The sequence below is a fragment of the Sorangium sp. So ce590 genome (assembly GCF_051521365.1).
Classification (GTDB): domain Bacteria; phylum Myxococcota_A; class Polyangia; order Polyangiales; family Polyangiaceae; genus Sorangium.
In genome coordinates this window covers 4,590,784-4,617,031 of sequence record NZ_CP150346.1, presented here as the reverse complement: position 1 = coordinate 4,617,031, position 26,248 = coordinate 4,590,784, and the positions used below count along the sequence as shown (strand labels likewise).

Genomic DNA, 26,248 nt, shown 5'->3' with positions numbered 1-26,248 from the left:
CGCACGGCAGAACGGCGGCGCGGGTAGGAGCAGAGGGAGTAAGTCTTGCGGCGCAAAAGGACAACGGCGGCCGTCGCGATCGGAAGCAATCTCGGCGACACGTATGGGTACCTGCTGGATGCAGAGAAGCATCTGCTGGCGTTGAGAGGCAGCGAGAACTTCAGGTTCAGCCCCATCTACCGGACCGTCGCCGTGGACAGCGCCGGTTCGCCGGACTATCTGAACGCGGCGGTCGCGTTCGAGACATCGCTGGAGCCGGGCGAGCTGCTGTCGGAGCTGCTCGGAATCGAGGCGAGCAATAGCAGGGAGCGCCCGTTCCGCAATGCACCAAGGACGCTCGATCTGGATCTGTTGTTGTATGGCGAAGAGGTCATCTCCGAGCCCTCCCTGGTCATCCCGCACCCGAGGCTGCATGAACGCTTTTTTGCCTTGACGCCGCTGTGTGATCTGCTGCCCGAGGCGATGCATCCCGGCGTGGGGACCTCGATCCGGGCGCTGGAGCGGCGTCTGGGAGAGCTGCACGCGAAAGACGCCTGTGTATCCAGGTGCGAACTGATGTTCGTGTCGAATCGCGCCGGGTGAGGGGGGCGGCGGTCCGCCCTGGGCCACGTCTCGTGGAGCGTCCGATGACGTGCGCGACGAGCGCCATGGCACGGTTCTGCTGAGCCGTCGGCATGTTGGAGCGACGGGGCCGCCCCCCGGCGCTAGATGTCGAAGTCGAGGATGCTGGACTCCAGCTCGGAGTCGCCAACGGCGGGCGAGCCCTGGGGCGGCGAGGCGACGCGCAGCCTGGGCGCCTCGATCGCCACGCGCTGGCCGCCGGCGACGCTCTTCGTCAGGAACACCGAGCCGCCCACCACGCTCCCCTGCCCCAGCACCGTCTTGCCGCCGAGCACGGTGGCGTTCGCGTAGATGGTGACATCGTCCTCCACCGTGGGGTGGCGCTTCTGGCCGCGCGCGCCCCGCGAGTGCTGGGGCAAGGACAGGGCGCCGAGCGTGACGCCCTGGTAGAGCTTGACGTGCGCGCCGATGTCGGTGGTCTCGCCGATGACGACGCCGGTGGCGTGATCGATGAAGAAGCTGTCACCGATGTTGGCGCCCGGGTGGATGTCGGCGCCCGTCCTCGTGTGCGCCCACTCGCTCATGATCCGGGGCATGAGCGGGACGCCGAGCAGGTACAGCTCGTGCGCGACCCGGTGCACCGTCACGGCGAGCAGGCCCGGATAGGCCAGGATGATCTCATGCATCGAGGCCGCCGCCGGGTCGCCGTCGTAAGCCGCCTGCACGTCGAGCAGGAGGCGCCGCCGGACGTCCGGCAGCCTGCTCACGAACACGCGCGCCACGTTGTGCCCCCGCTGCCTGCACTTCGGGACGTCGAGGCGGCCCGCGTCCGCGGTCTCGTCCTGGAAGCACAGGCAGCGCTCGATCTGCCGCTCGAGCTTGTCCCGCAGCGTCGAGACAAGCGTGCCCACGTGGTAGAGCAAGTCCTCGTCCGACAGGTCCTGCCGCCCGTGGTAGCCCGGGTAGAAGATCTGGAGCAGGAGATCGATGATCTCCGTGATCTCCTGGCGCGACGGGGTGAAGCGCTTGTCGATGAGATGCCCGCGCGCGTCTTCCCTGTAGCTCGCGATCAGCGCATCGACGATGCCGTGCAGGTCGCCCGACGCCTGGGCAGGGGCAGCATCGCTGTTCTTGCTCACGTCGACCTCACGAGGCCTTCATGGTCTCGATATCGGTGAACATACCTTCGAAGAGGGGCCCCGAGAGGTACCGCTCGCCTGCGTCCGGCAGGATGACCACGATCGTCTTGCCTTCCCACTTGGGATCCCGCGCGAGGCGGCTCGCCGCGACCATCGCCGCGCCGCAGGAGACGCCGCTGAGGATACCTTCCTCGCGCGCCAGGCGCCGCGACATGGCGATCGACTCCTCGTTGGAGACCGCCTCGACCTGGTCCACGAAGGAGAGGTCGAGGTTCTTGGGGACGAAGCCGGCGCCGATGCCCTGGATCTTGTGGGCCGACGGGGTGAGCGGCTGGCCGGCGAGCGTCTGCGCGATGACAGGCGAGCTGACCGGCTCCACGGCCACGGTGTGGAGCGCGCGGCCCCGGACGCGCTCGAAGTAGCGGCTGACGCCGGTCAGGGTGCCGCCGGTGCCCACGCCCGAGACGAAGACGTCGACGTTGCCATCGGTGTCGTCCCAGATCTCCGGGCCGGTGGTGGTCTCGTGGATGGATGGGTTGGCGGGGTTCTCGAACTGCCGCATCAGGACGTAGCGGCCGGGGTCCGAGGCGGCCAGCGCCTCGGCCTTGGCGATGGCGCCGTTCATCCCCTGGGGGCCCGGCGTCAGGAGGAGCTTGGCCCCGAGGGCCACGAGCACCTTGCGCCGCTCCATGCTCATCGTCTCGGGCATGCTGAGCACGCACTCGATCCCACGCGAGGCGGCGGCGAAGGCGAGCGCGATGCCGGTGTTGCCGCTGGTCGCCTCGACGATCGCCTTGCCGGGGCCGAGCACGCCTCGCTGCTCGGCGTCCCAGACCATGGCCGCGCCGATGCGGCACTTGACCGAGTAGGCCGGGTTCCGCCCCTCGATCTTCGCCAGTACGGTGGCGCGGGCGCCGTCGGTGACCCGGCGGACGCGGACGAGCGGCGTGCGGCCGATGCTCTGGGTATTGTCTTCGTAAACGCGGGGGAAGTTGGTCATGGGGGCCGTGCTGGTGAGAGGGAGGAAGAGGAGATCCAGAGGCGCCCCGCGCTGTCAAGATCCACGTGCGCCCCGCCTCCGTCGCGCCGTATTTCCAGAGCAAGAGGCGACGGCGCCCGGCGCGCCCCAGCGCCAGCTCGCCCGTCAGGCGCGCCGCGCTGAGCGCGATCCCTCGGCGGACCGTTGGACCTGCAACGGACCCGTTGGACGTCCAAGGGACCGCGAGGCCCGGCGGGGGCGGCGCGTGACCAGCTGCTCGAGAGTCGTCGGCGTGGTCGCCTGAGCAAGTAAGGTGCTTCCCTGGGGACTCGGTTAGCCATCTCCATGGGACCACGTCAGACCAGGTCCACCTTCTTGACGGGCGCGAATGCGGGCTTATCTTGCCAAATTTGGCACTTGCCCTCCGTGGCACAGGCCTCGCATCATGCTTGACCATGTTCCCCGCTGAGTCCCCCCGCGCGGAGGTCCAACTGCTCGACGATGATGAACCCACTCTAATTTTCCGCCGTCCACCCGTATCGTTTTCGGGCATGGCGATGCCGATCGGGGCGCCGGCTCCGGTCGTGGCCGCTCCGGCGCGGCGTTCCACATCGCGCCTGATCGCGCTGAGCGCTGGTGCGGGCCTGGGCTTCGCGGCGGTGCTCGGCGCGGTCGTCTCGATGCAGCTCGGCGCGGCGGGCATCGATCTCCGCGCGGGCTCGGCGATCCAGCCCGCCGCGGCCGCGGCGGCCGTCCTGCGCTCGACGGGGGCGGCGGCGCGGGTCGAGGCGAGGGCGGAAGCGGCTGCGCCGGTCCAGGCGAAGCCGGAGGCGGTTGCGCCGACCATCGATCTCGACGCTCGCGCCGACGCGACGCTGGATCGCGCGGGGGTGATCCCGATCCCCGACGGGATCGTCACCCTCCCCGCGTCCTTCTCCTCGGCGGATGGGGCTTACGACCTGGTGGTCCATTTCCACGGGATCAACGATGTTGTCCAGGCGGGGTACGAGCGCGCCGGGCTCAACGCGGTCGTGATGATCATCAACATGGGCATCAGCTCGGGGGCGTACGAGACCCGGTTCTCGATCCGCTCCTACCTGCCGGCGCTCCTCGCGAAGGCGCAGGCCGCGCTCGAGGCGCGCGGGCTGCGCGACGCCCGGCTCCGGCGCGTCGCGCTCTCGGCGTTCAGCGCGGGGTACGCCGCGGTCCGCGGGCTCCTGAACCAGCCCGGGTTCGCCGACAAGGTGGACGCCGTTCTCCTCCTCGACGGCATCCATACCGGCTACATGCCGCTCGACCATAGCCTGGACATGGAGCGTCTCAAGCCGTTCGGGCTCTTCGCCGAGCAGGCGGTCGCCGGCAACAAGCTCATGTCGATCACCCATTCGGAGATCACCCCGAACGGCGATTACGCCGGCACGCACGAGAGCACCGACGCGCTCCTCGAGCTCACGGGCGCGCATCGCGCTCCGGGCGCCGGCGCCGATGCGCAGGCGGTCTACGACTTGACCGGGACGGCTGGCGAGGCGAAACCCCGGTTCGACCCGCTCTCCGAGGCGCACCGGGGTGCGTTCCACGTGCGCGGCTATCCAGGCACCCAGAAGCCAGACCACGTGAAACACCTGACCCGCATGGCGGAGACGGCCGTGCCCGATCTCGTCCGCCACTGGAGCGAGTCCCCCGCGCGGTGACGGGCGGAGCGCGCGTGTCGTGGGGGCGCGCCGTCGACGAGACGGTCTATTACGGAGACGAAGTCGTCTTCATTTGAGAATGCGGCTGGAGGGCTCCCGGAGAGGGCCATTCCCGGACGAGGTCGAACCCCAGCTCGCGACCCTGGTCACGGGGCCGCCCCCCGGCGAAGGGTGGCTCTACGAGGTGAAGCTCGACGGCTACCGCATGCTTGCGCAGCTCCGCGGCGGCCGCGTAACGCTCCTGACCCGCCGCGGCCAGGACTGGACCGAGCGGTTCGCAGGGGTGCGCGATGAGCTCGCCCGTCTGCCAGCCCGGGAAGCCGTGCTGGACGGCGAGATCGTCGTCGTCGGGCGAGACGGCGTGACCGACTTCCAGGCCCTGCAGAACGCGCTCGGCGACGGGAACGACGGGCGCGATGGGCGCCTGATGTACTTCGTGTTCGACCTGCTCTACCTCGACGGCCGCGATCTCCGCGGCTGCACGCAGGTCGCCCGCAAGCGCGAGCTGGCTCAAGGTGAAATGCGGCAAGCGACGGGCGGCTCCGGCACCCGTCGTTCGAGGGCCTCCGCGAGGACCGCGCGCCGGAGTCGGTCACCGTCGAGCGCGCGCAACCGCCGCCCGGCAAGGCGGCCGGCGCCTCGCGCAAGGCGACGAGCGCGGCCGAGAGCCACGGGACGCGCACGGCGGGCGGCAGGGCGGCGAGCGCGGCGCGACCGCCGTGACGCCGTACTCGACCCGGGCGCGCCCCGGCGCAGCCGTCGCGACCCCGCTCGCGTGGGACGAGCTCGACGCGCCGCTCGATCCTGCCTCGTTCACCATCGAGACCGTGCCGCGGCGGCTCGCGTCCATCGCAGATCCATGGGCAGAGCTCCCGACCGCGCGCCAGTCCATCACCGGCGCCATGATGAAGAAGGTCGGTCTCTGACCTCCTCCCGACGTCCCCGACAAACCCAGGAGGCGGTGAGCACGCGAAGAAGAAAGACACAGGGAATGTACATTCACTGATGTTCCGTTCAGCAGGGTCGTCATATCGCAGCAGGGCGGCGTGCGCTTGGTTGACGGGGCCGCGAGCGCGCAGCATCGTCCCTGGGTCTGCCATGACCAAGAATCGGAACTCCAGCGCTCTGGCGGAAATTGCCGAGCGACTCCACCAGTTCGACGGTGAGCCGCTGCGGATGGCGTTCCTGGCGCGCGGCATCGATGCGCTCACCCAGGTGGCCGAGCGGCTCGATCAGCGCGAGCTTGGCGAGGTCGTCGCGTCGCCCAGCAACGCGGACGCGCTGGTGACGGCGCTCACGCAGCCGAGCGCCGTCGGCCTGTTTTCCGGTGCGGATCCGCTCATGCCGGCCCGCCTCCGCGGCCTCCAGGCGAGGGACGCGCTCCTCGCCGCCGAAGGGGGCACGCTCATCGCGGAGGAGGTCGGCGAAGGGCTCCACCTCTCGCCGCAGGCCATCGAGGCGCGCCGCGCAGCCGGAAGGCTGCTGGCCGTGGACATCGGCCGTCGTGGGCACCTCTACCCCGCATGGCAATTCGCGGACGAGGGCGTGCTGCCGGGGCTGGAGGAGATCCTGACCCTCCTCGACGAGCACCCCCCGCTGGCGAAGGTCCGGTTCTTCCTCTCCGGCAACCACCGCCTCGACGGCGATCGGCCGCTCGACCGGCTCCGCCGCGGCGACGTGGAGCCGGTGCGGCTCGCCGCGCGCACGTTCGGAGAGCAAGGCGCGGCCTGAGAGCGCCGCCGTGCCGACATGACGACGACGCTCGGGCCGCATCCGGACCCGCCCCTCGACTTCGCGGCAAGGCCGCTTCCCGTCACGAGCTTCCGGCGGTGCTGGTTCCGGATTCACTGGCTCGCGCGCGATCCGCTGTACTTCGGCCGCTCGGGCGACAACCGCTTCGACGCCCCAGCCGGCGAGTTCGGGGTGCTGTACGCCGGGAAAGACGAGCATTGCTCCTTCATCGAGGTGTTCGGCCACGCGACCGGCGTGCGCTTCGTGGAGCAAGGCGAGCTCGCCGCGCGCGGGCTCGCGTGCATCTCGCCGAGGCGTCCGCTGCGGCTCGTGAACCTCACCGGAGAGGGGCTCGCGCGCCTCGGGGCCGACGCCCGCCTGACCTCGGGCGAGTCCTACGGGGCCGCTCACCGGTGGGCGCTCGCGATCCACGACCACCCGAGGAGACCCGACGGCATCGCCTACGCCGCGCGCCACGACCCGAGCCGCGTCTGCGCCGCCCTCTTCGAGCGCGCCAGCGCGGATCTGGAGGTGACCGGGCTCGGCTCCCTCGCGGATCCGGCGCACGCGGCGCTCCTCGCCAGGATCCTGGGTGCGTACAAATTCGGGCTCGTCTGAGGCTCGACGAGCGGACGGCGGCGTGGGGTCCCGGGGCGCGCTGCCGAGCGCGATGGCGGCGCCGGGCGCGGGGGCCCCGCGCGCGTGCGAACCGAGCGCGCGCTCGCGCCGGCACAGCCGGTGCTTCCCATGAAGGCAGGCGCGCTGCGGCGGCGTCGCGGCGGGCGGTGGCCACGGCGCGCGCGGCCGAGCGGCGGGGGGTCCGATGAAAATCAAGAATCTGCGGCTGGAAACAAGCTATCTCGTGGAGCCCATTCCACTCCAGAAGGGGATGGCGATTCACCAGATCCAGATCGCGACGATTGGCGGAGAGGGGTCGTGCCGGGTCCAGCTCTCGCTCGATTCCAACCGCTGCACGATCGACAGCTTCGGCGAGGCCAAGGCGTGCGTGCGGGTGGCGCCGATCCACCTGGAGGCGGACGTGGAGCTCCTCGAGGAGTGCGATGAGAAGCAGCTGCTCGCCCTCAAGTTCGATGGAGGCAACGGGCCGGCGCTCCGGCTCGCGCTCCTGCCCCTCTGCAGTGCGGGCAAGCAGGCGATCGTCGCGCGGCTCCTGGTCTTCGGGGAGACCGGCGAGATCAAGGCCATCCTGCCGATGCAAGGATCGTCGGCGGGCTGCGTGGTGGTCTGAGCGCGAGCGCGGGGCCATGCGGCGCGGCCAGCGCCCGGGGGAGGACGCCGTTCAGGAGCCGCGCCGGCCGCCGCCGGGCCCGAAAGGCCCCGCCGGCCCTCCGGGAATGCCGTCGGGACCAGCGCCGTACGGGCCGTGGGCGCCCGGCGGTGCGCCGTGGGCGCCCGCGGGGGCGCCGTGGGCGCCGGGTGGCGCGCCGTGGGCGCCGGGCTGAGCTCCAGGGAAGGCGCCGTAAGCGCCCGCGGGAGCGCCGTAGGCGCCGTGGGGAGCCCCGGGCGGCGCGCCGTAGGGTCCAGCGGGAGCGCCGTAAGCGCCGTGGGGAGCCCCGGGCGGTGCGCCGTAGGCGCCGGGAGGCGCGCCGTAGGCGCCGGGAGGAGCGCCGTAAGCGCCGGGGGGAGCGCCGTAAGCACCGGGAGGCGCGCCGTAAGCGCCAGGCTGAGCCCCTGGCCCCCCGTGAGCCCCTGGCCCCCCGTGAGCCCCCGGCGGGGGATAGCCCCCGAGCGCCGCAGCGGCGGCCGGCCCCTGTCCGGGCGGGTACGCCGCCTCCATCGCGACACGGCGGGGATTGGCCGGGTCGTAGCGCACCGTGACGATGCACCCCGGCTGGATACGGGGAGCCGCCAGCACCGATACGAGCGCGACCGTCTCCACCTGATAGGGCGGCATGCCCGGCGGCATCACCTCGAGGAGCAGCTTGAGGCTGTAGGAGTCCTGGGCGCCCATCGACACCTTCATGCCGGTCTCCTGGTACTGCAGCACCCGCGCCGCGCACGAGACGCCGATTCGAAGCAGCTGCTGCTGCTCCTGCTGCTGGGCCCGGAGCGGGCCGAGGACCTTCTTCCAGACCCCCCAGAGGACCACCGCAGTGATCCCGAGCGGCACAACGACGCTGAGCACAATGATCAGCAGGGTGGACGTCATCGGGTCAGCGTACCAGGCCGGCGCCCTTCCGCACCAGGGCGTCGACGCCCGTCACCGCGGGTCGCACGACGCGCGGCGGGGCGTCCCGCGGAGCTCAGATGCAGCGGCGGTACGTGAGGGCATAGTCGATCCGGACCTGGACGTCTGTGGTGTCGTTCGTCAGCACCCCGGAGCCCGCCTGCGCCAGGCGGTTCGTGACGTACAGGCTCGTCTTGATGTTGAGCGGCCGCACGGTGCCGCAGTCGGACCAGACCGTGGTCGCGAACGTGTCCGTGCGCGAGAAATCGTTCGTGAACGGCCCGACCATGCTCCACGTGAGCGGCCCCGAGGTGAGCCGCGAGCCCGAGAAATAATACGATGTCTCGTGGAGCCCATGGACCCCCGGCTCCAGGTCGGCAAAGCCCCGGTACGTGGCGTCGAAGAGCGCCACCTGCCATCCCGGATCGAACCGCAGATCCACGGCCAGCTGGCAGAACGCGCGGTTCGCGGCGCGGGCGGTGCCCGGGCCGGCCTGCGCCTCGAACTGGTCGAAGATGACGGTCAACGCCCTCTGATCAGGCGAGATCACCCCCGCGGCGGAGCCGACGGGACATCCGCTGCCGGCATATGTGAACGACTCGATCCGCGCATTCTGCGCCAGCGCAGGAAAGGCGAAGAGAAACGCCGAAGAAAAGCCGAACGCCCATCGCAGCAACATGCTTGCCCCCCCTTTTCATCTTCAGACGACATCGCGTCGCCGTCCGTCGGCGCCCGCGCGCGCATCACCGCTGTCGCAGGCCGGCCGACATGTGTTGACGAGCATGCGATGAGGGCGCGCTCCGCGCAACCTGCGCGGGGCGCCCTCGCCGCGGCACCCGCGCCGCGGATTGACCGGAATCCATCGAGCGCCGTGAGGTCCGCGGGACCCGAGGACATTCGATGAGAACCCGGAGCGCAGGCGAAAGGTGGATAGGCGACTCACTGTATTTCGAAGCCCAGGAGTGGCGAGGCAACGACGTCGAACACCGGGACGAAGAGCGCCGTGGTCGCGGCGAGGGCACCGTGCGCCATGGCGCCGTCGAGCAGCTCGGGGAGGAGCGCGGCGCGGAGGCGAAACATCGCGGGAGTCGACTAAGAGCGCCTCTCAAAACCTCCCGTCGCCAGGCAGCCGAGAGCGGGCGCATCGCGTCGTTGCTCCTCGTCGCCCTACTTCAGTAGGGCTCCTCGTCGCGCCTAGCGCTGCACCCACCCTCGGCTGCCTGGCTCGGTCCGGTTTTGTTCGGCGCTCTAAATTCCGTGCAGAACGGCAAGGCGTGCTCTCTGGGGCCGGGCCGGGCTAAGCTGCGCCGCGGATGAGCGCGCTCCCTTCCCGCCGTGCGCTGGCCGTCGGAGCGGCCCTGATCGGCGGCGCGGCGCTCCTCACACCGCTCGGCATCGCCTCGCTGCGCAGCGAGCCGGCGGGGCCGGCCGAGGCCGCGGCGGGCCCGGCAGCCGCGGCGCCCGGGCCCGCGGGCGCGGCGACGGCGCTCGCGGACGGCGGGGCCGGTCCTCTGGACGGCGACGCCGGCGCGCCGGTAGACGGTGGGGCCGGCCTTCTGGACGATGGCGGCGCGGACGCGGGCAGCGCGCCGTTCGAGAAGCCCGTGTGGTCCGCGACGTCGCGCGCGGCCACGTACGGAGGGCTCTCGAGCGACGCCTGCGACCGGGAGATGAAGCGCCGCGGGATCCCGCACGCCCCGGCGGCGCGCGGCGCCCCGCTTGTCGACCGGCCGGTTCGGATCACCGGCGCGCTGCACGGGGTCACGTTCCGCGGCGACGGGGTGGCGAAATCCCGGTCGATCTCCCCCTTCGACATCGCCGATTGCCGGCTGGTCCTCGCGCTCGACGATCTCGCCGCCTTCCTCGCGACGCGCGGGATCATCGAGGTGGTGCACGTCAGCATGCACCGGCCCGCTCCCGCCGGCACGGCCGCGCCGAAGCCGAAGCCGAAGAAGGTGCAGAAGGCGCCCGCGAAGTCGCCGGCTGGCAACAAGGCCCCGAAGGGCGCTGCCAAGGCGGCGAAGCCGGGCGCGCGCGCCCCGGAGAAGCCGGCGGCCGCGCCCGCGCGGCCCAGTCAGCACGCCCTCGGGCTCGCCATCGATGTGGCGGCGTTCGTGAAGGCCGACGGCGCGCGGCTCGACGTGAAGACCGACTGGCACGGCGCCATCGGCGCGCCGCCGTGCGGCCCCGGGTCGGAGCCGAAGGAGCCGAGCCCTCATGCCATCGAGCTGCGGGAGGTCATCTGCGCCGTCCACACGAGCGGGCTGTTCAACGTCGTGCTCACGCCCAACGCGAACGAGGCGCACGCGGACCACTTTCACTTCGATATCAAGCGCAACGCCCACTATTTCCTGCTGGAGTGAGCCGCGCTGCGCGGGGGCGGCGCCGCTGCCAGGAGGGCCAGGACGTCGTCTCTTCCGTCTCGGCGTTCACACCGTTGCCTCTCCAGAGGCCGTGGAGAGCCCTCAGTACTGCGGATGGAGCGCGATCAGCTCCGCGATCTCGTCGAGCTCCGGATCGCCGCCCGGGTTCGCCGCGAGCACCTGCTCGCGCGCCGCGCGCAGCGCCTCGCTCGAATTGCTCTTGAGCGCCTCGGCGTAGGCCACGATGGCCTTGCCCTTGACGAGCTGCTCCTTGCTGCCGGCGGTGAGCTCCGCGAGCGTCGCCTGGCGGCTCGCCTCCTTCGGCTCATGGGTGAGCGGCGTCTGCCAGCGCGCGCGCACGGTGAGGGCATCGGCGTCGTTGATCACGCCGGGATCGCACCCGCGCACGAGCTGGTTGAAGATCATCGCGTCGCCCGGCGCGAGGTGCTGCGGCTCGACCTCCTCGGGGTTTGTCGAGTACTCCTCGCCGTAGAACTTCTCCATCTTGAAGTACCACGGCAAGGTGAGCTCCACCTGCACGCCGCGGGCGGCCACCTCCATCACCTCGTCGAACCGATCCCGGAACATGTGGAACGCCTCGTCCACGTCATCGAGGTAGACATAGGCGCCACGACCCTTGTCGGTCACGGTATCCATGAGCCGATCGTTGTAACCCGGCGCCGCCCCCGCCCCCACGCCGACGAGGTAGATCGCCTCCTTGTCGGCGTCCTCCGCGTGCCGCGCGATGAGATCCGCGGAGGTGACCCCCACGTTGGCGCCGCCGTCGCTGACCAGGATCACCCGGTTGATCCGGTCAGCCTCGTAGTGCTCCTGCGCGAGCCCATACCCCACCCGGAGGCCACTCTCGAGATCCGTGCCGCCGCTGGCGGAGAGCTCGTCGGCCGCCTCGAGCAGCGCCGGGTCGTCCGGGCCGCTCACCACGTGACCGCTCAAGATCACCGAGTTCTCGGTGTTCCAGGTGACCATGTTCACGACGTCGCCCTCGGACAGGCTCGCGGCGACGGCGCGCACCGTGGCCTTCTCGCGCGCCATCGGCTCACCTGCCATCGAGCCGGAGGTGTCGAGGACGAACGTGACCGCGACGGGACGGCGCTGGGCCGGCGGGTCGAACGCGCGAACGCCGATCTGCAGCGTGTAGGTCCCCGCCTCCTCGCCGGGCTCTAGCTGGGGCTCGACGCGGAGCTCGCCCTCGTCCGGCGCCGCGTAATCGATGCGGTAGTAGTTGAGGAACTCGTACGTGCGCACCTGCCACGGCTCCGGCCCCAGGCCCCCGCGGAGGAGCTCGCGCGCATGCACCGGCGAGCTCATCGAGTTGGAGTCGTCGGCCGACACGTACAGGACCACGGGCTGGCTCGAGTCGAGCCCCTCGCAGGTGAACGCCGGGGGCGCGCCGGCGTCCTCGCCCGGCAATGGCTCCGGGGGCGGCTCGGCCTGGGATCCATCGACGGAAGAGCCGCCGCCCGCGCCCGCGCTCCCGAAGCCGGTGCCGGTGCTCCCGACGCCGGCGCCGGTGCTCCCGATGCCGTCGCTGCGGGGCGGCTCCGGGGCGGGATCTTGGTTGCCCAGGAGCCCCCCCGAGTCGGCGGCATCCCCCCCGCTGCAGGCGGCGAGGCCTGCACCGCCGAGGAGGACCGCCGACACGGCATGAAGACAGAGAGATATCGCAACGGGAACGGTTCGCACAGGCATCCTCCTCCGCGATGCGACCGCACCGCGCTCGGGGCGACCCGCTGAGCAACCTCGGTGCCGTACGCGCGGCGCCGTCCCGACGCCGCCCCGCTCCGGAGCGCCGCCCGCCCCAACGCGCCGGATCGCTCGGGCCACGCAGCCCAAACCACGGTCACCAGCGCTCCGATGGCACAAATACCATGACAGTGTTGTCCGGTTCACGTCCCAGCATGGCGCACGCTGGCGTCATCCGACCCACACGAACGCGAAATGGGCTTCGCGGGGAGCCCGGCCGCCCACAACGAATAGCTGACGGGTGTGCAATCTGGACAGACGCAGCGCTTCGTGCGAACTCTTGAAGAAGAACATGTCGATCAGGTGTCGCAACCATGTTCGCGTCGTTTCCGCAGGCGAGGTCCACTGGGAGGAGTGGAGCGCTGCCCGGAACGGCGGCGCGGGCACGCGCCCCGTGGTCCTCGTACACGGCCTGTCCGACAGCTGTCGGACCTGGAACCGGCTCGCGCCCGCGCTTGCGGCCGGAGGGCGCCGCGTCCTTGCGGTCGACCTGCCAGGCCACGGACACTCGGCCCGCCCGGACGCTCCCTACACCGTCGCCTGGTATGCGGGCGCGGTCGCGGAATGGATCCGCGCCCTCGGGCTCGGCGATTTCGATCTGATCGGGCACTCGTTCGGCGGCAGCATCGCCATGTGCGTGGCCGCCGAGCGGCCGGGGCGCGTGCACCGCCTCGGGCTGGTCGCCGCGGGCGGCATCGGGAGCGAGGTCGCGCTGCCGCTGCGCTTCGCCGCGGTGACTGGGCTGCTGGAGCTGGCCGCGCCGGTGCTCATGGGCGTCGGCACCCACGCGGGGATGCTTGTGCTCGGCGGCAACTTCAACGCGGACGAGCGCAGGCACCTCGCCGGGGTGAACGCGCGGCCCGGCACGGCGCGTGCTCTGTCGCGCACGCTCCGCCACGCGATCGATCTGCGCGGCCAGCGCGAGCACCTCATGGACATCGCGCACCGCATCCCGGAGATACCGCCTCTCGCCGTCTACTGGGGCGACCGCGACCCCGTGCTCCCGGTGCGCCACGCGGCCGACATCGACCGCTACCTGGAGGGCGTGGCGGTGCGTCGCTACGCGAAGGCGGGACACTATCCGCACCGGGAAGCGGTGGCCGACCTCACCCCCGATCTCCTGCGCTTCCTCGACGAGCCTCGGCCTGCGCCGCGCCTGCGCGCCGGGGCACGCGCGCCCCGCGCGGCGGCCGCGCCGCAGGCCAGCCCGCGGTGGCAGCCGTGGGCGGACGCCCCGGTCCGGCAATGGGCGACGCGGACGCTCTCCCCGCTGCTCCGGCAAACAGCGCAGCAGGACGCCGACCACTCGGCGTCTCCCGCCGACCTCGGGAGCCGCCCGCCGCCCGTCCCCTGCTGACGCCGCGCGACCCTGCCGACGCGGCGACGTCCCTTCCCTGTTGACGCCCCGCCCTCCGGTGCGGTTCTCTCGGGCGCCGGTGCAACTCGAATGTGAAACCTGCGGCGCCTCGCTGCGCATCGAAGCGGACCAGCGGACCGCGGCGTGCCCTTACTGCGCCTCGCCGGCGGTGGTGGAGCGCGCGCCGTCGAACGACCGGCCGTTGCCGCACTTCGTCCTCGGGTTCACCATGACCCGGGAGAGCGCGCAGGGCGCCGTCACGGCGTGGCTCGGGAAGCGGAGCCTCTTCGTGCAGTCGAGCGTCAAGAGGGGGACGATCGACGCGATCCGCGGCGTCTACACGCCCGCGTACCTGTACTCGGCGATGGCGCAGACGCGCTACGCGGCGCAGATCGGCGAGAACTACCAGGAGACCGAGACGTACACGACGACCGACGACAAGGGAAACAGCGTCACCCGCACCCGCGTCGTCACGAGGACCGAGCACCGGCACCTCGAAGGCCAGCACGCCACCTACGTCATGGATGTGCTCGTCGTGGCGTCCCGCGCCGTCCAGAACGCCGAGCTCGAGGCGATCGAGCCGTTCGACCTCCGCACGATGCGGCGCTACACGCCCGCGGTGCTCAGCGGCTGGATCGCCGAGGAGCCGACCATGACGCAGCCGGAGTGCTACGCCCTGGCGCGGCGGGAGGCGCTCGAGAAGATCGGCCGCGACCTCGCGGGCTTCATGCCCGGGGACAGCCACCACGGCCTCACGCACGAGACGCGCCTCGACCACGAGACGCTCGAGCTCCTCTACGTACCCCTCTGGGTGCTCGCGATCCGGCACGACCCGCGCGAGCCGCCGTTCCGGGTCCTCATCAACGGCCAGACCGGCGCGATCCACGGCAAGGCGCCCCTCTCCTGGGTCAAGATCGTCCTCGCCGTGCTGCTCGTGATCCTGCTCATCGCGGCGCCGTTCGTCCTGGCCGCGGCCCGCGACCCGGCCGAGCGGCGCGGCGTGGCGAGGCCGCCGGCGCTCGTCACCGCGCCCGCGCCCGCGCCGACCGAGCGCGTCCGCCCCGGCGGGAGCAGGCCCACCCCGACCGGAGGGACGCGATGAGCATGAGCATGGGCGTCTCGACGACCGTGGCGCGGTGCTGCGCCCGCTGCCAGGGGCCGCTGGAGCCGGGCGACCTGCGCTGCGCCGTCTGCGGGCTCGCCGCGCCGCAGGGGAGCGGCCCGGCCCCGCCGCCGGTGCAGGTGCTGCGGTGCACCGAGTGCGGCGCGGCGGTCGCGTACTCGGCCGAGGCGCAGGCGCCGAAGTGCCGCTTTTGCGGCGCGGTCACGCGGCTGGAGCAGCCGGTCGATCCGATCGAGCAGGCCGACTGGCTGCTCCCGTTCGGGGTGCCCCCCGCGCAGGCCGACAAGGCGCTGCGGCAGTGGATGTCGACCCTCGGCTTCTTCCGGCCGTCGGACCTCTCGCAGGCGGCGACCGTGGAGGGGCTGCGCCCGCTCTGGTGGGCGGGCTGGCTCGTCAACGCGGACGCGGTGGTGAGCTGGACGGCGGACTCGAACGCGGGCGCCCTGCGGAGCGCCTGGGCCCCGCACGCCGGACAGACGCAGCTGCCGTTCCGCAGCCTGCTCGTGTCCGCGTCGCGCGGGCTGTCGCTCGATGAGGCCCGGGAGCTCGCGCCGTACTTCCGGTTCGATCAGGCGGTGCCGGCCGCGCACCGGACACAGCAGCAGCTCGGCCCGGCGGACGCGGTGCTGGAGCAGTTCGACGCGCAGCGCTCGGCGGCGCGGAAGATCCTGAGCGAGCGGATCGCCGCGACCGCGGAGGACACCCTGAGGCAGGGCGTGATCCCCGGGTCGACCTTCCGGAACGTGCACGTGGCGGTGCTCCTGCGCGCGCTCGAGGCGCGCCGGGTGGCGCTGCCGTCGTACGTGCTCGCCTACCGCTACAAGGGGCGCAGCTACCGCGCCATCGTGCACGGCCAGGACGCGAGCCGCGTCACGGGCACGGCGCCGATCGCGTGGGGCAAGGTGGCGCTGGTGGTCGCCGGCGCGCTCGCGCTTGTCGCGATCGTCGTCGCGGTGCTCGCGCTCACCCGCACAGGGTAGCTCCTCGCGGGCGCCGCGCGAACCCCCTCCTCCGCTCCTCCGGCCGGCCGCTCGCACGCGCGAGGATCCGCGCCAGAGGCTGTGGCGGAATGCCTCGAACGCACGCCCGGTGCGGCACGTCAGAGCCGCTCCTCTCGCGATCTCGCGCGTGAGCCGGCCATGGTCCAGATCTCGCAACTGCCGCCGGGACTCAACGGAGGACACCATGGAAACCGGGTCACGAGAAAAGCTGCTGGAGATCCTCAAGAAGTTCCGGAATGCCATGCTCGTCACGCAGGCGAGCCACGGGGAGCTGCGAGCGCGTCCGATGGCGCTCACGAAGGTCGACGACGGCACCGGGGACATCTGGTTCATGACGAGCCTCGACTCGGGCAAGGTCGACGAGATCGCGTCGCACCCGGAGGTGAACGTCACCCTCCAGGAGGAGCACCGCTTCCTGTCGCTCTCGGGGCGCGCCACGATCGTGCGGAGCCGGGCGAAGATCGAGGAGCTGTGGTCGGAAGAGGCGAAGGTCTTCTTCCCGAAGGGCAAGGACGATCCCCACCTCGCGCTCATCCACGTGAGCCCGCGCGAGGGCGAGTACTGGGACGACCAGGGCGCCGCCGGGCTCAGGTTCCTTGTCGAGGCGGTCAAGGCCTACGTCACCGGGACGACCCCGAAGACCGACGCCGCCCAGCACGCCGCGGTGCCGCTGAACGGCGGGCCAACCGGCGATGGCCGGGTGTCAGCGCGGTAGCGATCTCCGCCGGGGCGCGGCGCCAGATCGGCGCGGCGCATCGCGGCGATGCGGTCCATGCGGGCCGACGCTGCCCGCGCGGCCGACGTGGCGCGGCGCCGCATGCGACATCGCGCCCCACCGCCCTTTGCGGTGCTCCTGAGGCTGTCCCCTTCCCTTCAGCGTCCAGGCCAGCGCGTCGCAGATCGCACCGCTGCGCGCACGCTGGCCCCACATCCATGCTCCCCCACGATGACCGAGCGCCTCGCGCAGCGCGGCGAGCTCGCGAATACCGCCGATGCCGGGCGGCAACACGCGCCGCGCGCCGCGGATCCAGCGGGATGGAGCGTGGCGCACCCCTTGCTATTCGTGGAATCACGTTACGCCGTGCTCCCTCCTCTGGGATGGACGTGACGCGGGAACCCGGCAGCAACGAGGTCAGGCATGGGGATCTTCACGATGTCTCGTCGAGCTCAGATGATCATGGTCGCGGCGGCGACGGTCGTTGTCATCGTGGGGTTGCGCTACGCGGAGCCGTTCCTCGTGCCGGTGCTCTTCGGGATCGCGCTCGCGGCCATCTCCTCGCCGATCGCGAGCTGGGTCACCCGGCGGGGGCTCCCCCCGGCCCTCGGGGCGCTGGCCGCGCTCGTCGTCGACCTCGCGATCCTGGCCTTCGTGGGGGCGGTGGTCACCATCGCCGGGGTGGAGCTGGAGGAGAAGGTGCCGGCCTACCTGGCCCGCGCCTCCAGCATGACCGTGGCGCTCGCGGCGACGCTCACCGAGCGCGGGCTGCCGGTGAACCCGGAGTTCCTGTCGCGGACGCTGCACACGGCGTCCCTTGTGCCGCTGCTCGGCGGGGCCGCGGTGACGGTCGCCAGCGCGGCGTCGAACCTGGGGGTGGTGCTCCTCGTCGTCTTCTTCGCCCTCTGCGAGTTCGCGGGGGCCGGCGCGAAGATCCGGGCGATCATCTCGGACCCGGGGCGCGGGCTCGATCACGTCGAGCGCATCGTGCGAGAGGTCAAGAAGTACCTTGTCGTGAAGACGATGACGAGCCTGCTCGTCGCCGTGCTCGCCTACGTGATGCTGGTCCTGCTGGACGTGGATCTGGCGCTCCTCCTGGCGTCGAGCCTGTTCGTCTTGCACTTCATCCCCAACATCGGCGCGGCGGTCGCGACGATCCCGGCCGTGCTCGCCGCGCTGGCGAGCCAGGGACCCGGCACCGCGGCGATCGTGGCGATCGGATACCTCCTGATCAACCTGCTGGTGGGCAACGTCCTGGAGCCGCGGGTCCTCGGGCGGACGCTGGGGTTGTCCCCGCTCGCCGTCCTCCTCGGGATGCTCTTCTGGGGCTGGCTCTGGGGGCCGTCGGGGGCGCTGCTGTCGGTCCCGATCATGATGGTCGCGAAGATCACGCTGGAGAACGTGGAGGGACTGTCGTGGATCGCGCGCATCATGGAGCCGGCGCCCGAGGAGCATGAGCGCGAGGCGGCGCAGGCGAGCGAGGAGCCGCCGCCATCGCTGCTGCGGCCGAGCGTCGCGGGGGCGCGGAGATCGGGGTAGCGAGGTTCTGCCGGCGGCCTACCGTGGCGCGTCCGCGGCCACCGAACGATACCTTGCATTTCCCATCTCCTCGCTGAGCTTCAGCGCCTCGCGCATCCGCTCTCGCGCCTCCGCGTAGTTGCGCTGATGGATCGCGAGCGTCGCGAGCTGGCAGCGCCGCCCCCGAGCCCGTCAGGGCGCCGCGGACGGCGCCGGCGCGATCCCGAAGACGCGCTCGTGGCGGGCGCTCACATGACATCCCATGCACGACGCGACCTGGCCGGCGGAGGTCACCTCGCCATCGGGCGTGACCGTGCCATAGACCCAGCCGGCGTCGGTGCCGGGCGTATCCGGCGCGACCTTGAGCACCACGTAGGCGCCGGCGAAGCGCGACGCGCGGTAGACGCGATCGCCGTCGCGCACGTAAGGATCGAAATGATCCGGTGCGCCCTCGGCGCCGTCCGGCGCCGAGGGCGGATGCGACGGGAGCTCGGGAGCCCCCTCCTCGACGAGCTCGGGGTGGTAGCTCTCCTTGACGAGCACCTGCCCGACCGGCTGGGATACGGGCGCCTCGTCCTGCACCAGTGGATAGCGATCGCGGTGCCTGGCGAACACCGAGTAGAGCTTGCGGGCGTGGCCGCCGTCCTCGGCGGCGCTCATGCGGGCACGGCCGGGCAGCGGTAGGCGGCAGAGCCAGGGCGCCCAGCGGAGCTCGTCGTCGACGCGGCCCCAGGCCTTGTAGTCGCGAAAGGCCGACGCGACGAGCGGGGCGAAACGGGCGTCAATCTCGGCGGCCCCATCAGCAGGCGCCGCCGGGGGCGCAGTGGGGGGCGCAGTGGACGGAGAGATAGACGCGCCGCCGGAGGGAGAGGCCCTCTCGCCCTCGGCATCCGGAGAGATGGGCTCATCCAGGGGATGGCTGCATGCAGGGGCAAACACGAGGAGAAGGAGCAGGGAGAAGCGGGTTGTGCACATGAGGCCGATCGTACGATCGATCCGCCGGAAAGGTCTGCCGGTAAACAAGGCGCGCTGTGTGCTCCCCGGGAGCGCTGGCGCTGTCCTCCGGCGGCGGAGGTCACGGCGCGGGAGGCGCAGATCCGGCCGGCGGCGCAGATCCGTCCGCAGGCTCTGCCGCGGCGCGGGTCGGCTGACAACGGGGACAGAAGTACGTCGATCGCATCATGGTGCCCTGCCGGCGCATCTGGACCGCGGCGCCGCAGTCGTAACAGGCGCGCCCCTCGCGGCCGTAGACGCCGACAGGCCGCCTGCCGCGATCGAAGCCGGTGCGCGTCGTGCGCGTGTGGAGGTAGTGCGCGGTGGGGCCGCGGTACGCGCCGGAGGCGTCCCGCGGCTCGACGTTGGCCTGCAGGAGGCGGCGGCCGAGGTCGAGCATCGCGGAGAGCTCCTCGTCCGAGTACGCCCGGACCGGCGCGAACGGGTCGAGCCGCCTCCGGAAGAGGAGCTCGCTCTTGTAGACGTTGCCGATGCCGGCGACGACGCGCTGGTCCATGATCGCGACCCCGAGGGGCACGTCGTCGAGCGCGCGGAGGCGGCGGAGCGCCTCCGCGGCGTCGAAGCCGTCGCCGAGCAGGTCCGGGCCGAGGCCGCCGAGCAGACGGTCGCCGCGCACGGCGCTCGCGCGGAGCAGGCGCACGATCGGCGCACGGAAGCAGACGGCGACGTAGCCCGGGACCGCGAGGATGGCCGAGGCCGTCGCCTCGGACCGCCTCCAGCGCTCCCCCTCGCGGTAGAGGTGCCAGGCGCCGCTCATGCGCAGGTGCGTGTGGAGGACGGTGCCGTCGTCGAAGAAGATCAAGAGGTTCTTGCCGCGCGCCTCCACGCGCTCGACCCGGCGGCCGACGAGCTGGTCGCACCGCCGGTCGCTCCGGGGCAGCTCCAGGGCGATGACGCGCGCGCCCTCCAGCACGGGGCCCAGGGCAGCGGCGATCCGGAAGAGGGTGTCGCCTTCAGGCATGAGCGGCTCCCGGAGGCTCTTGTGCAGACCGGCCGGATCGCAAGGGGCACGAGCGCGGAGAAGGTCAGGTGTTCCACCGCCGGATGCGCATGCGCGCTGTGGGCGCGTCGCTCGATGTCGCCGCGCCGGAGACAGGGGCCGAGCTCGCCGCGCACCCCGGCGCGATCGAGGGGTTTGCAGATCGGCGCGCCGTCGGTTTTCATGGCCGGAACGAAGGCCGCGTCGAAGGCGGCCGGGGGGCGGCGGAGGACCTGATGGAGCTCGGATTCGACGACATCCTGCCCTACCTCGCCAGCGCGTACCGGCGGGGCGTGCTGGCGCCGTTCATCGGCTCGGGGATGAGCAGACCCGCCTGCGCAGGCTGGCTGGATCTGCTGGTGAGGCTCGCCGGCGAGGCCGGGGTGGACGTCCCCGAGCCTCTCCGGCGGGCGAGGCCCGAGGACCGGCTGGACCCCTCGGAGCTCTACCGCCTCGCCGACAAGGCGGTGCTCGGGCTGGCCGCGCTGGGCGTGGAGGCGCGCGCGGAGGCGTACCGCAGGGCCCTCAACGAGGGCGGCAGGGCCGCGGGCGAGTGCGACGTGCCGGCGCAGACGGCGGCGCTCGCGCGCTGCTACTGGCCGCTCGTGCTGACCACCAACTACGATGATCTCTACGTCGTGAGCCGGATGCGGCAGTCGCGCGCCGGCGAGATGGCCGGCGTGAGCCGCACGGGCAAGCCCTCCCGGGAGGCGAAGCGGGACGAGACCGACGTCCCCGAGGTGCTCGGGCGGAGCATCGAGGACTGCCACAAGGTCGTTCGCTCCCTGGAGTCGCCGACGCGGCCCCTCCTGTGGGCGCTGCAGGGCTTTCTGGGCGGGCAGGCCGCGCGGCTCGATGCGCTTGTCGAGGAGCTCGTCCTCGACGAGCGGCGCCGCGCCGAGCTCGCGGGCCAGGTGGTGGCGGGCTACCAGCAGTACCAGCACGCCGTCAACGCGCAGCCGCACTTCCGGCGCGCGTTCGCCGAGGTGCTCTCCCGGCGCTCGCTGCTGTTCCTCGGCTCGGGCATCCTGGAGGACTACCTCATCAACCTCTTCGGAGAGATCGCCCACCACCACGGGCCCGGGCCTCACCCGCACTTCGCGCTGTTCTCCAGCGAGAAGCGGGACACCCTCGACGTCCGCTTCCTGCAGACGCGGCTGGGCATCGCCCCTGTGTTCTACGGGCACTACGCGGAGCTGACGGAGCTGATCGGCCGGCTGACCGATGCCGTCTGGGAGCGCCGGGCGCCTGCGCCGTCAGGCGCCGAGCGGCCGCCGGTCGCATGGATGCCGGACGAGCTGGGGTTCAGCCTCTCCGATGGCTCGAAGCACCCCTCCGGCGGGGCGAGGAAGCTCCGTCTCCGGTACGCGCCGCTCCCCGTGCCCGCCGCCGGGGACGGCCGCGAGTGCGTGCTCGTCAGCGTCGGCCGGACGCCCTCGGACAACCGCGCCATCCCGGGGACCCAGGCGAACGGCTTTCTGGTCAAGGCGCAGGGAGCAGGGCTCGTCGCGGACACGGCGCCCGAGCGCTGGCGCCCGCTCGACGCTGCGCCGTCCACCGCTTACCGGTTCGATGGCGCGCCCATCTTCGGCGTCGCCGCCCGCGACCGGAGGCTGGATGTGCCTCGAGACCGAGGTAGCGAGGATCCGGAGGACAGCCGGGATCTCGGCGTCATCGCGGATGCCGTCTGCGAGACCTTGCGCGCCGCGGACGCGGCGGGGTTCCGCCACGTGCATATCGGCCCGGTGGCCTCGGGGAAGCACCGCCTGTGGCACCCGCTCCACCCGTTCGTCCAGACGCTCGCCGGCTTCCGCAGGTTCTTTGCCGAGCATCCCGGAACAGGCATCGAGCTCGTCGAGCTCCATGTGCTCTCGTCGGCGGTCTGGTTCCCCGTGGTCGCCGGCAAGGTTCCTGTCGCGCAGATGCTGTCGTCCACCATGATGAAGATCTGGGTCGACATCCGGGACGCGAGCGGCAGCTCGGAGATCTTCGCGGTGACCGCCCGCGGCCCGACGCGCGTGGGCGACATCAAGGCGCTCTGCGGGCTCCCCCCGGCGCGATGGAATGCCGAGATCCTCCCCCGGCCGAGCAAGGTCGACCCGTCGAGCGCGGACGACCTGCTGGTGACGCCGACGTCGATCGTCGTCCTCTCGCCCCGGCGCTAGACGCCCACGGCTCGAGGGAGCCGTCTTCGCTCCGCAGCCTGCGGGGCGAGCACCTCGAGACCGCGCTGCGCCGCGTGGAGCGATCCATGGCATACTTGCGCCATGAGCTCTCACGAACGCGACTACGTGGCGATCAACCTCGCGAACTGGAACAGTCGTGTTCCGTTTCACGAGAAAGGCTATGAGCTTCACAGGTTCCTCGAGGACCCGCGGCATCTCTCCGGTGTTGTCGACTTCGATCGCGCCCGGCTCGGCGACGTGCGCGGCCTCGACGTCGTCCATTTGCAGTGCCACATCGGCACGGACACGCTGTCGCTCGCTCGCCTCGGAGCGCGTACGACCGGCCTCGATTTCTCCGAGCCGGCGCTGGCCGTGGCGCGGCGGCTGGCCGCGGGTTGCGGCGCCGAGATCGAGTACGTGTGCAGCAATGTTTACGACGCGGTCGCGGCGCTGGGGGCCGAGCGCTTCGACGTTGTGTACACGGGCGTCGGCGCGCTGTGCTGGCTTGACAGCATCCAGCGCTGGGCCACCACGGTGGCGGCGCTGCTGAAGCCGGGGGGGCGCCTGTTCATGCGCGAGGGACATCCGATGCTGTGGTCGCTCGCCGATCCGCGCCCGGACGGCCTCGTGGTCGTGGAGTATCCTTACTTCGAGGTCGAGGGCGGCACGCTGTTCCACGAGAAGCAGACCTACGTGTCCCACGAGGGAGAGCTCGCCGCGCCCGACACCATCGCTTTCAATCACGGCCTCGGCGAGATCATCTCCGCGCTCTTCGCGGCGAACCTGAGGCTGACCGAGCTCACCGAGCACGATTCGGTCCCCTGGAATCCGCTCGGAGCGGCCATGGTGGACGACGGGCGCGGCGAGTGGCGGCTCCGCGAAAAGCCGGAGCGGCTGGCGGCGAGTTACACCTTGCAGGCCATCAAGGGTTGAATTGGCAGATAGCCGCACAGGGCGCTCCGGCCGGAGCGCTTGCTCTGGCCGGACAATCGGTTTAAGGTGTCCCGCAGAGAACCGGAGGCCGGAACAGGCCTCCTTCGCTCGAGGAGCTTTCATGCGTCGGTTCGGCCCTGCTACCCGATCGCGTGGGGCACCAAGACCCCGCACCACGAGTGCGGCGGGTGCTTCCTCTGCACCCCGCCTCCTCCCTGAGGGAGAGCGCGCCACCCGACGCGCGACGTGGCGCGGGGCGCGTGCTCTCCGGACCGCGCGGATGCCGCTCGGCTTTCCCGCTCCAAGAGTCACAGTTCAAGATCTTCCTGCTTGCGGGGGTTGGCATGAACAAGGACCCTTCTTCTCGATGGCTGTACGGCACGGTCTCGATCGCGCTCGGGATCGCGGCCCTCTCCGGCTGCTCTGGCAGGGTGGACACGGCGGACGCTGGCCCGGGCGGCTCGTCGAGCGCGGGCGGCGCGACGGGAGCGGGGGGCCATGGCGGCAGCGCCGGCGCAACCGGCGCAGGCGGAGCCGGCACGGACAGCACGGGTACGCTGGGCTCCGGTGCGGGCGGCTCCGGCGACGGGTCGGGGGGTTCGGGCGGCTCGAGCCCCCGCAAGTTCGTCGGCAACATCACGACGAACGGCGCCGTGCGCGACGACTTCATCCAGTACTGGGACCAGATCACGCCCGAGCTCGAGGGCAGGTGGACATCCATCGAGAGGTCCCGCGGCGTTCGCGACTGGAGCAGGCTCGACGCGGTCTACAGGTACGCGCAGGACAACGACATCCCCTTCACGCAGTACAACTTCGTGTGGGGTGCCACGCCGCCAAGCTGGCTCGGGAGGCTCACCGCGGAGGAGCAGCGGCAGGCCGTGCGGGACTGGATGCAGGCGTTCTGCGAGCGGTACCCCGACACGGAGTACATCATCGTCGTGAACGAGCCGCCGCCCCACACCACGCCTGTCTTCAAGAACGCCATCGGGGGCGACGGCGAGAGCGGCCATGACTGGATCGTCAACTCCTTCAAGTGGGCTCGCGAGCTCTGCCCGGGCTCGACCTTGATCCTCAATGACTACAACAACATCGAGTACGAGAGCGAGCACGAGCGCTTCGTCGAGCTCGTGAAGACGCTGCTGGACGCAGGCGCTCCCATCGACGCCCTCGGCGCGGAGGCCCACGACGCGTACAAGTTCGAGACCAGCACCGTGAAGGGCTACATCGACGGGCTCGCCGCGACGGGCCTGCCCGTGTACATCACCGAGTACGACATCGGCCTCTCGGACGACGACGCGCAGCGCCAGGTGATGGAGGAGCAGTTCACGATGTTCTACGACCACAGCGCCGTCAAAGGCATCACCCTGTGGGGCTACGTCGTCGGCTCCACCTGGCTGGACAACACGGGCCTCCTGCACCCGGACGGCACCCTGCGGCCGGCCATGGCCTGGCTGATGGACTTCCTCGATCGCGACGGGTGATCCCTCGCCCCGCGGCCCGGACGGCGCGGCGACCGGCGTCGAGCTTCCTCTGCCGACAACAAAGCTTCGGTGTTGCAAATGGCCGATGAGCCGTTCAGGATGATGGCGTTCACCTCATCACCACAAGATTCGATGCGAACTTCCCAGCGCTTCTCCGCAATCACCCTCATGGGCTCGACCTGATGCGTGGCGGGAGGATGGCCGGGTGAGGAGCAGCCGCCGCTCGCAGGTGCCGCCCTTCGCGGTCATGGAGGTGCTCGCCGCCGCCAACGCGCGGCGCGCGGCGGGCGAGCCGGTCATCAGCCTGTGCGCGGGCCAGCCGGGTTCAGGGGCGCCCGCCGTCGTGCGCGCGCGGGCGGCCGCGCTCCTCGCCGACGGCGACCTCGGGTACACCGAGGCGCTGGGCATCCCGGCGCTGCGGCTTGCGCTCGCGGAGCACTACGGCCGCTGGTACGACGTGGACCTCGACCCGTCGCGCGTCGCCCTCACCACCGGGTCGTCGGGCGGGTTCCTGCTCGCGTTCCTCGCGGCGTTCGAGCCGGGTGACCGCGTGGCGCTCGCTCGCCCGGGCTACCCGGCGTACCGGAACATCCTTCGCTCCCTCGGGGTGGAGGTGGTCGAGCTGCCGTGCGGCCCGGGGAGCCGCTTCCAGCCGACCACGTCGCAGCTCATGGCCGCCTACGACGGCGGAAAGCTCGACGGCCTGGTCCTGGCGAGCCCGGCGAACCCGACGGGCACGATGGTCGACGCCGCGGAGCTCGAGGCGATCGCGCGCTGGTGCGCGGGGCATGACGTCCGGCTGGTGAGCGACGAGATCTATCACGGCCTCACGTACGGCGCGTGGGCCGGGCGCCAGGCGACGGCGGCGCGCTACGGCGACGCGGGCGCCGTCGTCGTCTCGAGCTTCTCGAAGTACTGGGCCATGACGGGCTGGCGCCTGGGGTGGCTCGTGCTGCCGCCGGAGCTCGTCCCGCCGGTCGACGCGCTGGCGGGGAACCTCGCGCTGTGCCCGCCCGCCCTGGCGCAGCACGCGGCGCTCGCGGCCCTGACCCCGGAGGCGTACGCCGAGGCGGACCGGCTGGTGGAGGGCTACGCGGCCGCGCGCGACCTGCTGCTGCGGCGGCTGCCCGAGCTCGGCTGGGAGGTCGCCCCGCCCGACGGCGCCTTCTACCTGTATGCCGACGTCGGTACGGACGACTCTGTCGCGTGGTGCGAGCGGCTGCTCGCCGACACGGGCGTCGCGCTCACGCCGGGCACCGACTTCGACGGCGAACGCGGCGCGCGGCACGTCCGGCTGTCCTTCGCGGCCCCGGTCGAGCAGGTCGACGAGGCGGTGACGCGGATCGTCGCCTGGCAGCGCGCGCGGTGACCGACGCGCGGTGACCATCGAGCCGGTACGCGTCGCTCACGTCGTCCCTGCCTGTAATATTTTAATGTCACGGTCGAAGCCGGCACGCGCGGGACCCAGCAGGACCGACGTTGCGGACGCCATGTTCCCCTGACGCCAGCTCCAGATTTCGCCCAGGACGGCCCAGAGAACCGCGGC

The 26,248-nt window shown here is 71.7% G+C and carries 24 protein-coding genes and 1 pseudogene; 17 read left to right on the top strand and 8 right to left on the bottom strand.

What is annotated here, in order from left to right:
• Positions 1–45 precede the first annotated feature (45 nt).
• A complete protein-coding gene (gene folK, locus WMF28_RS17345; protein WP_437603354.1) occupies positions 46–582 on the top strand; it encodes a 2-amino-4-hydroxy-6-hydroxymethyldihydropteridine diphosphokinase in 537 nt (178 codons plus the stop codon).
• Positions 583–704: 122 nt separating this feature from the next.
• Here the strand turns inward: folK and WMF28_RS17340 are convergent, their stop codons facing one another.
• Both WMF28_RS17340 and cysK read right to left on the bottom strand, forming a co-directional pair.
• Positions 705–1,700, bottom strand: coding sequence for a serine O-acetyltransferase (locus WMF28_RS17340; protein WP_437603353.1), 996 nt, complete (start codon positions 1,698–1,700; stop codon positions 705–707).
• Between the two features lie 7 nt (positions 1,701–1,707).
• Positions 1,708–2,700, bottom strand: a complete 993-nt coding sequence (gene cysK / locus WMF28_RS17335) for a cysteine synthase A (RefSeq protein WP_437603352.1) — start codon at positions 2,698–2,700, stop codon at positions 1,708–1,710.
• 434 nt (positions 2,701–3,134) lie between these two features.
• Here cysK and WMF28_RS17330 point away from each other — a divergent pair, with 434 nt between their 5' ends.
• The 6 genes and pseudogenes from WMF28_RS17330 to WMF28_RS17305 all read left to right on the top strand — a co-directional run bounded on the left by WMF28_RS17330 (position 3,135) and on the right by WMF28_RS17305 (position 7,350).
• Positions 3,135–4,370 (top strand): hypothetical protein, encoded by a 1,236-nt coding sequence (locus WMF28_RS17330; RefSeq protein WP_437604272.1) that lies wholly within the window; start codon positions 3,135–3,137, stop codon positions 4,368–4,370.
• A gap of 79 nt (positions 4,371–4,449) precedes the next feature.
• Positions 4,450–4,818: pseudogene (locus WMF28_RS17325) on the top strand (ATP-dependent DNA ligase); the annotation flags it as partial.
• 271 nt (positions 4,819–5,089) lie between these two features.
• Positions 5,090–5,296 (top strand): hypothetical protein, encoded by a 207-nt coding sequence (locus tag WMF28_RS17320; protein WP_437603351.1) that lies wholly within the window; start codon positions 5,090–5,092, stop codon positions 5,294–5,296.
• A 172-nt stretch (positions 5,297–5,468) separates the two neighbouring features.
• Positions 5,469–6,101 carry a hypothetical protein gene (locus tag WMF28_RS17315; protein ID WP_437603350.1) on the top strand — a complete coding sequence of 211 codons (633 nt, stop codon included), beginning with the start codon at positions 5,469–5,471 and terminating at the stop codon, positions 6,099–6,101.
• 18 nt (positions 6,102–6,119) lie between these two features.
• The gene (locus WMF28_RS17310; protein WP_437603349.1) at positions 6,120–6,719 is read left to right on the top strand and encodes an RES family NAD+ phosphorylase; all 600 of its coding nucleotides are present in this window, start codon (positions 6,120–6,122) and stop codon (positions 6,717–6,719) included.
• Positions 6,720–6,924: 205 nt separating this feature from the next.
• Positions 6,925–7,350, top strand: a complete 426-nt coding sequence (locus tag WMF28_RS17305) for a hypothetical protein (protein ID WP_437603348.1) — start codon at positions 6,925–6,927, stop codon at positions 7,348–7,350.
• A gap of 51 nt (positions 7,351–7,401) precedes the next feature.
• On the opposite strand, the gene WMF28_RS17300 is transcribed toward WMF28_RS17305, so the two are convergent.
• The 3 genes from WMF28_RS17300 to WMF28_RS17290 all read right to left on the bottom strand — a co-directional run bounded on the left by WMF28_RS17300 (position 7,402) and on the right by WMF28_RS17290 (position 9,369).
• Positions 7,402–8,271 (bottom strand): hypothetical protein, encoded by an 870-nt coding sequence (locus tag WMF28_RS17300; RefSeq protein WP_437603347.1) that lies wholly within the window; start codon positions 8,269–8,271, stop codon positions 7,402–7,404.
• A gap of 94 nt (positions 8,272–8,365) precedes the next feature.
• A complete protein-coding gene (locus WMF28_RS17295) occupies positions 8,366–8,968 on the bottom strand; it encodes a DUF4360 domain-containing protein (RefSeq protein ID WP_437603346.1) in 603 nt (200 codons plus the stop codon).
• Between the two features lie 260 nt (positions 8,969–9,228).
• Complete coding sequence (locus WMF28_RS17290; protein WP_437603345.1) at positions 9,229–9,369, bottom strand: hypothetical protein; 141 nt, start codon at positions 9,367–9,369, stop codon at positions 9,229–9,231.
• 233 nt (positions 9,370–9,602) lie between these two features.
• Here WMF28_RS17290 and WMF28_RS17285 point away from each other — a divergent pair, with 233 nt between their 5' ends.
• The gene (locus WMF28_RS17285) at positions 9,603–10,652 is read left to right on the top strand and encodes an extensin family protein (RefSeq protein ID WP_437603344.1); all 1,050 of its coding nucleotides are present in this window, start codon (positions 9,603–9,605) and stop codon (positions 10,650–10,652) included.
• A 102-nt stretch (positions 10,653–10,754) separates the two neighbouring features.
• Here WMF28_RS17285 and WMF28_RS17280 read toward each other — a convergent pair whose 3' ends face one another.
• On the bottom strand, positions 10,755–12,356 hold the full coding sequence (locus tag WMF28_RS17280) for a vWA domain-containing protein (protein WP_437603343.1): 1,602 nt from the start codon (positions 12,354–12,356) through the stop codon (positions 10,755–10,757).
• Positions 12,357–12,708: 352 nt separating this feature from the next.
• Between WMF28_RS17280 and WMF28_RS17275 the strand changes: the two genes are divergently transcribed.
• From WMF28_RS17275 to WMF28_RS17255, 5 genes are all read left to right on the top strand, one after another.
• Positions 12,709–13,773: an alpha/beta fold hydrolase gene (locus tag WMF28_RS17275; protein ID WP_437603342.1), complete on the top strand. Its 1,065-nt coding sequence runs from the start codon at positions 12,709–12,711 to the stop codon at positions 13,771–13,773.
• 40 nt (positions 13,774–13,813) lie between these two features.
• On the top strand, positions 13,814–14,875 hold the full coding sequence (locus tag WMF28_RS17270) for a hypothetical protein (protein ID WP_437603341.1): 1,062 nt from the start codon (positions 13,814–13,816) through the stop codon (positions 14,873–14,875).
• Positions 14,872–15,876, top strand: coding sequence for a zinc ribbon domain-containing protein (locus tag WMF28_RS17265; RefSeq protein WP_437603340.1), 1,005 nt, complete (start codon positions 14,872–14,874; stop codon positions 15,874–15,876). The genes WMF28_RS17270 and WMF28_RS17265 overlap by 4 nt, the downstream gene beginning before the upstream one ends.
• A gap of 205 nt (positions 15,877–16,081) precedes the next feature.
• Positions 16,082–16,612 carry a pyridoxamine 5'-phosphate oxidase family protein gene (locus WMF28_RS17260; protein ID WP_437603339.1) on the top strand — a complete coding sequence of 177 codons (531 nt, stop codon included), beginning with the start codon at positions 16,082–16,084 and terminating at the stop codon, positions 16,610–16,612.
• Positions 16,613–17,050: 438 nt separating this feature from the next.
• Positions 17,051–18,151, top strand: coding sequence for an AI-2E family transporter (locus WMF28_RS17255; protein WP_437603338.1), 1,101 nt, complete (start codon positions 17,051–17,053; stop codon positions 18,149–18,151).
• A gap of 171 nt (positions 18,152–18,322) precedes the next feature.
• On the opposite strand, the gene WMF28_RS17250 is transcribed toward WMF28_RS17255, so the two are convergent.
• Complete coding sequence (locus WMF28_RS17250) at positions 18,323–18,790, bottom strand: hypothetical protein (RefSeq protein ID WP_437603337.1); 468 nt, start codon at positions 18,788–18,790, stop codon at positions 18,323–18,325.
• Between the two features lie 415 nt (positions 18,791–19,205).
• Positions 19,206–20,105 carry a DNA-formamidopyrimidine glycosylase family protein gene (locus WMF28_RS17245; protein ID WP_437603336.1) on the bottom strand — a complete coding sequence of 300 codons (900 nt, stop codon included), beginning with the start codon at positions 20,103–20,105 and terminating at the stop codon, positions 19,206–19,208.
• 83 nt (positions 20,106–20,188) lie between these two features.
• Between WMF28_RS17245 and WMF28_RS17240 the strand changes: the two genes are divergently transcribed.
• The 4 genes from WMF28_RS17240 to WMF28_RS17225 all read left to right on the top strand — a co-directional run bounded on the left by WMF28_RS17240 (position 20,189) and on the right by WMF28_RS17225 (position 26,071).
• Positions 20,189–22,288 (top strand): SIR2 family protein, encoded by a 2,100-nt coding sequence (locus WMF28_RS17240; RefSeq protein WP_437603335.1) that lies wholly within the window; start codon positions 20,189–20,191, stop codon positions 22,286–22,288.
• Positions 22,289–22,390: 102 nt separating this feature from the next.
• A complete protein-coding gene (locus tag WMF28_RS17235) occupies positions 22,391–23,221 on the top strand; it encodes a class I SAM-dependent methyltransferase (protein ID WP_437603334.1) in 831 nt (276 codons plus the stop codon).
• Between the two features lie 344 nt (positions 23,222–23,565).
• The gene (locus tag WMF28_RS17230) at positions 23,566–24,702 is read left to right on the top strand and encodes an endo-1,4-beta-xylanase (RefSeq protein WP_437603333.1); all 1,137 of its coding nucleotides are present in this window, start codon (positions 23,566–23,568) and stop codon (positions 24,700–24,702) included.
• Between the two features lie 205 nt (positions 24,703–24,907).
• Entirely contained in the window at positions 24,908–26,071 is a 1,164-nt protein-coding gene (locus tag WMF28_RS17225) for a pyridoxal phosphate-dependent aminotransferase (RefSeq protein ID WP_437603332.1), read from the top strand.
• The last annotated feature ends 177 nt before the right edge of the window (positions 26,072–26,248 follow it).